This window comes from Mycobacterium riyadhense (assembly GCF_963853645.1).
Taxonomy (GTDB): Bacteria; Actinomycetota; Actinomycetes; order Mycobacteriales; family Mycobacteriaceae; genus Mycobacterium; species Mycobacterium riyadhense.
On the sequence record NZ_OY970456.1, the window covers coordinates 609751 to 621498 of the forward strand.

Annotated in this window: 6 protein-coding genes and 3 pseudogenes; 2 read left to right on the forward strand and 7 right to left on the reverse strand. The window is 67.0% G+C overall.

The window, feature by feature from the left end; translation table 11 throughout:
* Positions 1–325: 325 nt before the first annotated feature.
* Positions 326–886, reverse strand: coding sequence for an OsmC family protein (locus AADZ78_RS02655; protein WP_085251340.1), 561 nt, complete (start codon positions 884–886; stop codon positions 326–328).
* A 252-nt stretch (positions 887–1138) separates the two neighbouring features.
* Here AADZ78_RS02655 and AADZ78_RS02660 point away from each other — a divergent pair, with 252 nt between their 5' ends.
* Positions 1139–2200, forward strand: a complete 1062-nt coding sequence (locus AADZ78_RS02660) for an alpha/beta fold hydrolase (RefSeq protein ID WP_085251339.1) — start codon at positions 1139–1141, stop codon at positions 2198–2200.
* A gap of 20 nt (positions 2201–2220) precedes the next feature.
* Here AADZ78_RS02660 and AADZ78_RS02665 read toward each other — a convergent pair.
* The 6 genes and pseudogenes from AADZ78_RS02665 to iniR all read right to left on the reverse strand — a co-directional run.
* Positions 2221–2403: pseudogene (locus tag AADZ78_RS02665) on the reverse strand (HNH nuclease); the annotation flags it as partial.
* A gap of 839 nt (positions 2404–3242) precedes the next feature.
* Positions 3243–3389 (reverse strand): annotated as a pseudogene (locus tag AADZ78_RS28880) (hypothetical protein); the annotation flags it as partial.
* 51 nt (positions 3390–3440) lie between these two features.
* A pseudogene (locus tag AADZ78_RS28885) lies at positions 3441–3941 on the reverse strand (PE family protein); the annotation flags it as partial.
* Between the two features lie 127 nt (positions 3942–4068).
* On the reverse strand, positions 4069–5358 hold the full coding sequence (locus AADZ78_RS02675) for a pyridoxal phosphate-dependent aminotransferase (RefSeq protein WP_085251313.1): 1290 nt from the start codon (positions 5356–5358) through the stop codon (positions 4069–4071).
* A gap of 30 nt (positions 5359–5388) precedes the next feature.
* A complete protein-coding gene (locus AADZ78_RS02680) occupies positions 5389–8316 on the reverse strand; it encodes a heterodisulfide reductase-related iron-sulfur binding cluster (protein WP_085251312.1) in 2928 nt (975 codons plus the stop codon).
* Positions 8317–8420: 104 nt separating this feature from the next.
* Positions 8421–10865 carry an isoniazid response ATPase/transcriptional regulator IniR gene (iniR, locus tag AADZ78_RS02685; RefSeq protein WP_085251311.1) on the reverse strand — a complete coding sequence of 815 codons (2445 nt, stop codon included), beginning with the start codon at positions 10863–10865 and terminating at the stop codon, positions 8421–8423.
* A 148-nt stretch (positions 10866–11013) separates the two neighbouring features.
* On the opposite strand from iniR, the gene AADZ78_RS02690 reads away from it, so the two are divergent.
* On the forward strand, positions 11014–11547 hold the full coding sequence (locus AADZ78_RS02690; RefSeq protein ID WP_085251310.1) for an Rv0340 family IniB-related protein: 534 nt from the start codon (positions 11014–11016) through the stop codon (positions 11545–11547).
* Positions 11548–11748 lie beyond the last annotated feature (201 nt).

The following is an 11748-nucleotide window of genomic DNA, read 5'->3' on the forward strand; positions in this document are numbered from 1 at the left end:
TTGGCGTGAGTTTCTGGGGAAGACCCTGCATCGCGGCGCCGAGGGCAGATAGCGAAACAGCCGTCGCTTCCGCTGGGGCTGCTGGGTCGCGAGGGCGAGGCGGACACCACCGCGCGTGCATGCCAGGTGTCCTGATCCGTATGCACCACGTAGCCGCGCTCTAGCGGTCGCACCGACAGTACGGCGCCAAGAGGTGGCTACCTCGTCGCGTTCGAACACGATGTGATCGATGGACCGGTCGGCCAGCCAGCGACTCACTGCCAGACCGTGGTGGCCGGCGCCCAGCACGACGGTGTCCGTCTTGAGCATCGTGAACCTCGTGTTTTCAGACGACGTCGACGGTGACGTCCGTTGGGTTGGTGAGAATGTCGAAGACCGCGGAGCGCTTCTGTGATTGGGCGACCAGCGCTGTGATCTCGTCGGGCGTCGCGTCGGCGTTGATCTGGTAGCTCACCCGCACCCCGCTGAATCCGTTGCGAACCTCGGGGTCGACACCCAGGATTCCGTGCAGGTCATGCTCGGCCTGGATGGTCGCCTGCACCGAATGCAGCGCGATGTTGCGCTGCTGGGCGATCCACGCGATGCCCGCGGTCAGGCAGCCGCCAAGGGCGACGAGCACATACTCCGCCGGGGTGACCCCGTTGTCCTGCGCCGCGAACACCAACGGATGATCGGCGTCATAGATGAAGTTCGTCTTGTGCTGCTGCGGCTCACCGAACCCGTAGAACGTGTCGACGCTGGACCGGCTGTGGGTTCCGTTGACCCAGTAAACCGTTGTTCGCCATTGGAACTGAGCGATTTCCGGGGCGTAGGGCAATGCGGCGCGGACACCAAGCAGGGCGTCGACGTCAACACCGTTGTCGACCGGACTGCGTACCGTTGTCATGAATATTTCCTTTCCCTGTGACCGGATTAGATGTGTCAGGGGATATGTTGCCGCGCAACAAATTTCACGGCTCTTGAGGCATCCGCCTCGAAATTCGGGTCGTGGTCCGAGGCGACGAGAGCGTGTCGCGACGCGATCATCGCGCGTACCGTTTCGATGCGCCAAACGATAGGAATTTGACGTCTCCAACCCCATCGGTGTTACTACCCAAATTGCGGCAACAACGTGTCGGCGCACACGTAGCATGTTTTCGTGCGCCAGGAACTGCGGTTTTGCACCGCGCCGGATGGCGTGCGGCTCGCGTACGCCACCAGCGGACACGGCCCGGCGGTGGTCAAGGCCGGACATTGGATGACGCACCTCGAGCATGACTGGACGTCGAAGGTCTGGCGCCACTGGGTGGAACTGCTGAGCGAGGAGCACACCCTCGTCCGCTATGACGAACGCGGTTGTGGCCTGTCCGACCGGGAGTACCCGAGCCTGACGCTGCAGAACTGGGTCGACGACCTCGAAGCCGTGATCGATGCCGCCGGTGTGGACCGGTTCAGCTTGTTCGGCGCCAGTGGGGGCGGCCCGGTGGCGATCGCCTACGCGGCTCGTCATCCGGATCGAGTGACTGGGCTGGTGCTCTACGGGACCTACGCCCGGGGCAGAGTCGCGTTCAATCCGACACCGCAGGCACGCGAGGAAGCCGAGCTGCTCGTCGCGCTGACCCGGCTGGGCTGGGGCAAGTCGAACCCGGCGTTTAGGCGAGTGTTCACCACGCTGTTCATTCCTGGCGGCTCGGATGCGCAGATGGCGTGGTTCGACGAATTGCAGCGATCATCGTGCTCGGGCGAGCACGCGGCCCGCTCCCGTGCGGTCCGGTACGTCGTGGATGTCAGCGATCTGGCGCCAACGATCACGGTCCCGACGCTGGTGTTGCACAGCCGGGACGACGCGGTGGTCGCGTTCGACGAGGGGCGCAACCTCGCGTCCTGGATTCCGGGCGCCAAGTTCGTCCCTCTCGACAGCGCCAACCACATCCTGCTCGAGAACGAACCGGCCTGGACCGAGTTCCGCGCGCAGCTGCGCGCCTTCTTGCCGGCCCGCCGCTCCGCGCCGCCACTCGACCGCGGCCTGTTCACTGACCGCGAGATCGAGGTGCTCCGCTTCATCGCCCAGGGTAGGGACAACGACTCGATAGCTGCCGCCATGCATCTGAGCGTGCGGACCGTGGAACGGCACCTGTCGAACTGCTACGCCAAGCTCGGTGTCGGGGGGAAGTCGGCGCGGGCGGCGGCCGCGGCCCGGCTGACGACCCTGGAATGGTAGTGGTTGAGCACTCACCCTTCGTCGCCTCTTGGCGGGTCGGGGTCTCCGTGCAGCAGTTCGTCGAGGTGGTGGGCGTGGTTGACCTCGGGTGGGCCGTTACCGTCGGTCAAGCCACGTCGCCCGCTGTCGGTGACGACGGCGCGCCGTTCGCCGCGGCTCGCCATGCCGTGGTCTCCGCCGCAGGCGAAGAACAGCTTGTCCGATACTTGCTGGAGTTGTTGGAGCGGAGCTGATTTCGACCGACTACCACCGGTAGTTAGGGCAACCCTGCCAGGCCGTCCTGGCCGAGCAGCAGCCCGCCGGCCCCGCCCGTGCCGCCCTTGCCGGTGTTCGGGCCGGTCCCGCCGTTACCGCCGTTACCGCCGTTGCCGATCAGCACCGCGTCGCCGCCCTTGCCGCCCTTTCCGCCGCCCGTCCCACCAGCGGCGGCGCTGCCGCCGGCGCCGCCGTCACCGCCGTTGCCGATCTGTCCGGCCTTGCCGCCGGCCCCGCCGTCGCCGCCAAACACGTTGGCGGCTCCTCCGATGCCGCCGGACCCGCCGTTGCCCCAGAGTTGGCCGGCGGTGCCGCCGACCCCGCCGGTTCCGCCGAAGGTGCCGGCAGCCCCGCCGGCGCCCCCGGCGCCGCCGGCGCCGAAGAGCATGCCGGCGGCGCCGCCTGCCCCACCGTTCCCTCCGCCGGTGCCGCCGAACCCGCCGGCGCCGCCGGCCCCGCCGGCGCCGAAGAGTCCGCCGTCGTTGCCGCCGGCGCCGCCGGGCGCGCCGCTGGTGCCGCCGGTGCCGCCGGTGCCGCCGGAGCCGGCGGCACCGTAGAGGAATCCGGAGTTGCCGCCGGCGCCGCCGAACCCACCGCCGGTGCCGCCTTGCCCGCCGGTGCCGCCTGCCCCGCCGGCCCCGCCGAACATGCCGCCGGCCCCGCCGGCCCCGCCGTCGCCGCCGCTGGTGCCGCCCGTCTTGCCGCCGGTACCGCCGGCGCCACCGTCGCCGAACAACCCGCCGGAACCACCGGCCCCGCCGTTCCCGCCCGACATGCCCGTCGCTGAATTCCCGCCGCTGCCTCCGGCGCCGCCGGTGCCGAACAGCCCAGCGACGCCGCCCGCTCCGCCCGCCCCGCCTGAGCCGATCGTTGCGTTCCCGCCGGTACCGCCGGCGCCGCCGGTGCCGAATAACAACCCACCCGCGCCGCCGGTCCCGCCGGCCCCGCCGGTCGCGGACGTTACGTTCCCGCCAGCACCACCGGCCCCGCCGTTGCCGAATAGCCCGGCGGCCCCGCCGTTGCCGCCCGGCAGGCCAGCACCGCCGGACCCGCCGGCGCCGCCGTTGCCGAACAAGATCCCGCCATCCCCGCCGTTGGCCCCGGTGCCCGGGGCGCCGTTGGCGCCGTTGCCGATCAGCGGGCGCCCCAACAGCGCCTGGGTGGGCGCGTTCAGCACGTCGAGCGCGTTCTGCAGTTGCGAGGCGGCCGTGGCCTCGGCGCTGGCATACGAGCCCGCACCCGTGTTCAGGGCCTGCACGAATTGGTTATGGAACGTTGCCGCCTGCGCGCTAAGCGCCTGGTACCCGTGTGCGTGTCGGGAAAATACGGCCGCGATTGCCGCCGACACCTCATCCTCAGCCGCGGCCAGCATCCCGGTCGTCTGCGCAGCCGCGGCCGCGTTGGCGGCGCCAAGCGCCGAGCCCATACTGGTCAAATCCGAAGCTACGGCTACCAGCGCTTCCGGCGCCGCAATCACAAACGACATCCGACACCTCCCGATGTGTCATGACGCAAGGTTCGAACCGGTGAGTTTGCATCTTCGCGCTTCGGGGCACGACGGCGTGCGGTTTTCGCGAATTCTTCAGAGTCCGTCCGCGAAATTCACCGGGCGGCTATTGCCGGTAGCTGGCGAGGAAGTTGCCTAGCCGTTCGATCGCGGCCACGAGATCACGGGACCACGGCAGCGTCACGATGCGCAAGTGGTCCGGTGTCGGCCAGTTGAATCCGGTGCCTTGAGTGACCAAGATCTTCTCCGACAGCAGCAGGTCGAGGACCAGTTGCTCGTCGTCGTCGATGTCGTAGACCTCGGGATCCAGCCGGGGAAACACATACAGCGCGCCCTCCGGTTTGACGCACGAAACCCCGGGAATCTCATTGAGTTTGGTCCAGGCGACGTCGCGCTGCTCCAACAGCCGACCGCCCGGAAGCACCAGATCCTCGATGCTCTGATGACCGCCGAGGGCCACCTGAATTGCGTGCTGTGCGGGGACATTCGGGCACAACCGCATATTCGCCAGCAGGCTAATGCCCTCGATGAAGCTGCTCGCGTGATCCTTGGGTCCGGTAAGTGCCAGCCAACCTGCCCGGTACCCCGCCACCCGGTATGCCTTCGACAGTCCGTTGAACGTCAGGCATAACAGATCTGGCGCAACCGAGGCCATGCTGATGTGCTTGGCGTCGTCGTAGAGGATCTTGTCGTAGATCTCGTCGGCAAGCAGCAAGAGTTGATGCTTGCGCGCCAAATCCGCTATCTGGGTGAGGATTTCGCGAGTGTAGACCGCGCCGGTCGGATTGTTCGGGTTGATCACGACCAGCGCCTTGGTGCGCTCGGTGATCTTCGATTCCAAGTCGGCGATGTCGGGTTGCCAGCTCTCGGTCTCGTCACACAGGTAGTGCACCGGTGTGCCGCCTGCCAGGGACGTGGACGCCGTCCACAGCGGGTAGTCCGGCGAGGGGATCAACACCTGATCGCCGTTGTCCAACAACGCCTGCAGCGTCATCGTGATCAGCTCGGAGACCCCGTTGCCCAGATAGACGTCGTCGACATCGAATCGTGGGAAGCCGTCGACGAGTTCGTAGCGGGTGACCACGGCACGCCGAGCCGGGAGGATGCCCTTGGAATCGGAGTACCCCTGGGCGTATGGCAGCGCCTGGATGATGTCGCGCATGATCACGTCGGGTGCCTCGAAGCCGAACGGCGCCGGGTTACCGATATTGAGCTTGAGGATGCGGTGTCCTTCGGCTTCTAGCCGCGCGGCGTGCTGGTGCACCGGGCCACGGATTTCGTACAGGACGTCCTGCAGTTTGGACGACTGCGCGAACGATCGCTGCCGGTGCTGACCGGAGGCGTGCACGGGCAGCTGGTGAGTAGTCACGCCAACAATGGTGCCATCGATGTCCACTGAAATTTGCTGACCGGTGTCAAACCGTGATCAGCGCTTGCCGGGCGGACGGGCGCCACGTGCGATACCCAGCCCCTTGACAGGGGGTGCCGGCGGAGCCGTTTCCCCATCCGGATGCGACTGTGCCTGTCCCGGTTCCGATTCCGGCTTTGCCGGCGCGGCCGGCTCCGGAGCCTGGGCTGGCGCTGGGCTCTTCTTTGCTCCGGGGCGTTTGGCGCCGGCGGCGATACCCAGACCCTTAACCGGCGCCGGAGGTGCGGCGGGTGCTGGGGCTTCGGTTGCCGCCGGTGCCTCAGCAGCCTGAGCAGCGGGTGTCGCGGTGGCTTTCTTGGCGCCGGGTCGCTTGGCGCCTGCGGCCAGACCCAGGCCCTTAACCGGCGCGGCAGGCGCGGCCGGCGTGGCCGGCGCCTCCGCGGCTGGAGCTTCGGGTGTGGCTTCAGGCGGCGCCGCCTTCTTGGCGCCGGGTCGCTTGGCCCCGGCCGCCATGCCCAGGCCTTTGGCGGGTGCGGCCGGTGCCGCAGCCTCGGCGGCAGGAACGGCTGCCGTCTTCTTGGCGCCGGGCTTCTTGGCTCCACCGGCCATGCCCAGTCCCTTGACGGGTGCCGCCGCTGCGGGCTTCTCGGGTGCCTGCGCTAGTTCCTCAGCGTGTGCTTCAGCTTCGGCCGGCGCGGTCGGTGCGACAGCCTTAGGCTCCGCCTTGGCGGCGCGCTCCTCCGCCAACTTTGCGGCGGTACCCTTCGCCGGCAGCAGCGACTTGTCGTGGTCGAGGGATCCGAGCAGCACCTGGGCCACGTCGAGCACCTCGACCCCGCTGCGACCGGCCCCCTCCTGCCGGTCGTTGACACCGTCGGTGACCATTACTCGGCAGAACGGGCAACCGGTGGCGATCGTGGCGGCATTGGTAGCCAGCGCCTCGTCGACGCGTTCGTGGTTGATCCGCTTGCCGATGTGCTCTTCCATCCACATCCGGGCACCGCCCGCGCCACAGCAGAAGCTGCGCTCGGCATGGCGTGGCATCTCGGTGAGGTTGGCTCCCGCGGCCCCGATCAGCTCCCGCGGAGCCTCGTACACCTTGTTGTGCCGGCCCAGATAGCACGGATCGTGATAGGTGATGTCTTGGGAGACGGAGGTAACGGGCACCAGCTTCCGATCCCGGACCAACCGGTTGAGCAGCTGAGTGTGGTGCAACACGGTGTAGTTGGCGCCCAGCTGCCGGTATTCCTTGCCGATGGTGTTGAAGCAATGCGGGCAGGTGACGACGATCTTGCGGTCGACAGACTCCACGCCCTCGAAGAGTCCGTCCAGGCTCTCGATGGCCTGCTGGGCCAATTGCTGGAACAGGAACTCGTTGCCGGACCGGCGCGCGGAGTCGCCGTTGCAGGTTTCGCCGGTGCCCAGCACCAGGTACTTCACCCCGGCGACAGCGAGCAGTTCGGCCACAGCCTTGGTGGTCTTCTTCGCCTTGTCGTCGTAGGCCCCGGCGCATCCCACCCAGAACAAGTACTCGTAGCCGTCGAAGCTGTCGACATCCTCGCCGTAGACCGGGACGTCGAAGTCGACCTCGTCGATCCAGTTGGTCCGGTCGGAGGCGTTCTGCCCCCACGGGTTGCCCTTGTTCTCCAGGTTCTTGAACAGCACACCGAGTTCGGAGGGAAACTCCGACTCCATCATCACCTGGTAGCGGCGCATATCGACGATGTGATCGACGTGCTCGATGTCCACCGGACACTGCTCGACGCAGGCGCCGCAGGTCACGCAGGACCACAGCACATCGGGATCGATGACGCCGCCCTGCTCGGCGGTACCGACCAACGGGCGGGCTGCCTGCTCAGGCCCGTGCCCGGGTACCCGGCCGAAGCCCGATTCCGGCACATGGTGGCCCTCCTCGTGCACCGTTTCGAGGTCAAGACCTTCCAACGGCACGGAGCTCTCTTGGCTCTTTTGCCCTAGGAGGTAGGGCGCCTTGGCCATCCAGTGGTCGCGCAGGTCCATGATGACGAGCTTGGGGGACAGCGGTTTTCCGGTGTTCCAGGCCGGACATTGCGACTGGCAGCGCCCACACTCGGTACACGTCGCGAAGTCGAGCATGCCCTTCCAGGTGAAGTCCTCGATCTTGCCGCGGCCGAATTCGGCGTCGTCCGGCGGGTTTTCGAAGTCGATCGGCTTGCCGTCGGACTCGACCGGCAGCAGCTCGCCCAGCCCGTCCGGCAGACGCTTGAAGGTGACGTTGATGGGCGCCAGGAAGATGTGCAGGTGCTTGGAGTGCAGCACGATCAGCAGGAAGGCCAGCATCACGCCGATGTGCAGCAGCAGCGCGACGGTCTCGATGACTTCGTTTGCGTTGTGGCCCAACGGATGTAGCAGCGAACCCATGGCGTGGGAGAAGAATGCGCCTTTGCCGTAAGGGAATTCGCCTTCGAGGGCATTCACCGACGCGCCGCGGAAGATGGCGTAGGTCCAGATGACGTTGAAGATCATGAACAGGATCAGCCACGCACCGCCGGTGTGCGAGCCGTAGAAGCGGGATCCGCGGCCGTATTCTTTCGGTTCGCTGCGCAACCGGATGATCGCGAACGTGACGATGCCGGTCAGCACGGCCAGGGCAAAGAAGTCCTGTAGTGCGCCGAGGGCGTCCCAGCGGCCGATTATCGGGATGTGGAAGTTGGGCTGGAACAGCACCCCATAGGCCTCGATGTAGACCGTCAGCAGGATGAAGAAGCCCCACATGGTGAAGAAGTGCGCTAAACCCGGTAGCGACCACTTCAGCAGCTTGCGTTGGCCGAACACCTCGGAGATTTGGGCCCAGACGCGGGCGCCCAAGTTGTCGGTGCGTCCAGTTGCCGGCTGGCCGGACATGACCAGCTTGTACAGCCACCACACGCGCTTCAGTGCCAACGCGGCCACGACCGTGGTCATGCCCATGCCCAGCACCAATCTGATGAGCGTCTGCGTGGTCACGGAAGGTCACCCCAATGCTTTGTTACTCCGGCGTCAGTCCGCCGTACCCTGCTTAACCTGCCCATACTGACATCTTTGCGGTTTTGATCGCGAGAAAGGCTGCCCTAAGTGCCTTGTGGAGCCAGCATCGCGCGCAGCATGGACAACATCTCCGAGCGGGACCCGGCGCCCAGCCGGCGGCGGATTCGGGCAACGTGGTGCTCGACCGTTTTCGCCGAGATGAACAGTTGGGCACCGATGTCGCGGTACGGCATGCCGAGGAGGAGCAACTCGGCGACCTCGCGCTCGCGGTCGGACAGCGGTGAACCCGCCGGTGGCTGGCGCGCGGGAGCTGGAGCACCCGCGGCCGAGTCCGCAACGCTTTCGACGGGCGCCTCGCCGGCAGCCTGACTAGCCGCCGAGCCCAGCTTGAGGTCGCGGGCCAACTGCAGCATGGCCCCCGACACCCGGGCGTCGGGAGTTTGCAGGGCGGCCTGACCGGCCAGCCGGGTCGCGTCAGAGGTCAGACCGACGTGGGCAAGCGACCGGGCCGCCGCGGTGACCTCGTCGACATCGACGTGATCGGCCAGGACCCGCAGCCAGCATCGTCCGGCGGTCGAAAGCGCGCGGGCAAGGCTGGTATCGGCGCCGCCAAGCGCCTGGGCGTGCGGGGCCACCGACTCCGGCGAGTTGGCGAGGATCGCCGCGTGTACCCCGGCCCAATGCAGCGGGACGGACCACAACACCGGATTGCCCAGCGAATCCAGAAGCGAAAACGCCTCTTGCAAGCTGTGTTGCAGCTGATCCACGTGGCGCATTCGGGCGGCCGCGACCCACAGTTCCCCCAACGGCAGCAGCGCGAAGAGATCGATCGAGTACTCCGCGAGCACCTCCATGGCTGCGTACCAATGCTTTTGCAGCGCACCGGTGTCGCCGCTGCGACGGGCTATCGCCGTCTGCAGCGCCGCCACCCACAGGGCGTCGCGTCGGTGCAGGTTCGCGGCGGAACCGGCCTGGGAGCCGGCCTCAGCGGCGTCCGCGCTGGCCGACGGCAGGTGTCCGTCTTGCATTTTGATCCAGCCGGACAACAGCAGGTGCCGAGGCCCGAACGCCACGTCGCCGTCAGCACGCACGGCTCGCCCAATCACACTGCGGGCGCGGACCGGATCGCCTCCGTGTATCGCCGCCAAGGTCACCAGCGCCGCGGGACTATCCGGAAGGATTTCGGCGAGTGGTTGTTCCAGTGCCAGGGCCTGGCCCAGTCTGGCCATAGCGGCGGGATAGGGCCGGTCCATGGTCATCAGCAGGCCTTCGGCGAGGCTGCGGGAGGCACGTGCCGCCATTGTGGGCGTACCGGTGTCCTTGAGCCGCAACGCGTCGCGCGCCGTCGCCACGCCGCCGGTCGCGGTGAGCGCGATTGCGGCGGCCGCACCCACTACCGCATCCGGATACGGGCCAAGCCAGCCGAACAACTCAGCCGCTTGACCCGCGTTCCCGTCATGTGCGGCAACGCTGGCCGAAATCCGCACCGCCGCAGCACGTTCGGCGGAGTCCGCCGAGCCGAGCAGATCGTCGGCCAACACCGCCGCGGCCGCGCAGTCTCCGCTGCGGGCCAGCGCATCGGCCAGCTGAGCGGTGAGCCCGGTGGCGCCGGCGTCGACCGCCGCCCGATATAGGCGTGCCGCCCGCACCGAGTCGCCGCGAGCCTCCGCGGCCTGACGCGCAAGGATGCCCGCCAGCCGATCGTCGTGCAGTCCGTGTCCGGATAGCCTCACCGCGAGATCCGGCGACACCGTTGAAATGTCGAATTGTGAACGCAAGAGCGAAGTTTCGACCTCATGGTGGCGTGCGTTGCCGACGATCTGGGCGATTGCGTCATGCACCGACTCTAGGAATGCCGGGGTTTGCGACGGATCAATGAGTCCAGTGGCACGCGCACCGTCTACCAATTTGCCGGCATCCGTTGTCGAAATCTTCAGCGCGGCAGCAACATCCACGCTTCCCAATGTTTGGGTCAGCGACATGATGAGCAAGGTGTTCAGCGCGGGCTCATCGAGGCGGCGTAACCGCTCGATCAGCGCGATCCGCGCCGCCTGCGTTGGCTGCGTACTGTCGGATGCCGCATGCACCAGGAATGGCAGTCCCGCGGTGCAGTCCAGTAGGTGCTCGGTCACCGGAAGCGGGCCGAGCGATATTCGCGGTCGGTCCCGTTCGATGGCCGTCGTCAGGGCCCGCAGCGCGGAACGCTGTTCGTGGGGTTCGGTGGCTGCCACCACCGTTGTGCGGGGGTCAACGGCGTAGTCGGTGACTTGTTGCAGTTCGGTGTCGGTGAGCAAGTGGGCATCGTCGACGACCAGCGCCGCGTTCGGCGGACCGTCGTCTCGAGGCGGGAGCGCCACCACCGTCAGCCCGGCGCCGCGCAGCGCGGTGCGGGCGGCGGCCAGAATCGTGGTCTTGCCGGATCCGATGCCGCCACTGAAAAGAACCTTCGCCGGTACCGTTGCCGCGTTTGCAAGGTCCCGGACGGCGCCGCGGGCAGCCGGGGGGATTTCGTTAGACAATTCGGTCACCGCATACGCTCCCTACCCCATAACCCCGATTTCCCCTAATAGGGCGTCCCCTAATGGTGCCGCAAGCCAGGTGGGTTTCGCACCGATCACGGCCGCACGTTGACCGATTAGCATCGTGGTATCCCTAGGTGTGGCAAGGAGATGCGCGATGGCGAACTCGTTACTCGACTTTGTGATCTCGCTAGTGCGTGACCCCGATGCCGCCGCACGCTATGCCGCGAATCCCGCGCAGTCGATTGCCGATGCTCACCTTACGGGCGTGACCAGCGCAGACGTGAACAACCTGATTCCCATGGTGTCAGATTCGCTGTCCATGGGAGCCCCGGCCGGCGCTGCCGCCGGGACCCAGGTCGCCGATCATGGCAACGTGTGGGCAAGTGGCGCGGCAACGGCCGCGCTCGACGCATTCACGCCGCACACTCCCATCGTTGTCGCGCATCAGGGTCCCGCAAGCGGTGTGATCAGCCATTCGGCAACTCCTGGACCGGGCGAGGTGCCCCAGGACCCGCAACCGATGGGGTTTGAGCCGCATGAACCGTCGGTTCTGCTGACCGGGACAGAACTGCCGGAAGACCCGATTGACCACGGAGTTTTCGGGGCAGACGTGGTAGATGCCTGGGACCACTCCGTCGTTCACCCGCACCCCGACCCCGATCACCACGACTTCGGCCTCCACGGGTAGCTAACGGCTTTCAGAGTGTGTCCACGGCGGGATCCGGCCGGTTTTCGCGCCCAGGATTCACCCTCAAAGCCCAGGATTCACACTGGATCGAGTCGCCCGATGTGCACCAACAGCCTTGACGTGCATAAATGCCGTCCCCAGGGGATTTTCAGCCTATGCGTGGGGGTGCCCCAATTTCCCCTAATCCCCTAACGGGATGAC

Excerpts from the sequence above, each read along its gene's own strand:
- AADZ78_RS02655 (WP_085251340.1), bottom strand. The coding sequence starts at position 886 with ATGACAACGGTACGCAGTCCGGTCGACAACGGTGTTGACGTCGACGCC.
- AADZ78_RS02690 (WP_085251310.1), top strand. The coding sequence starts at position 11,014 with ATGGCGAACTCGTTACTCGACTTTGTGATCTCGCTAGTGCGTGACCCC.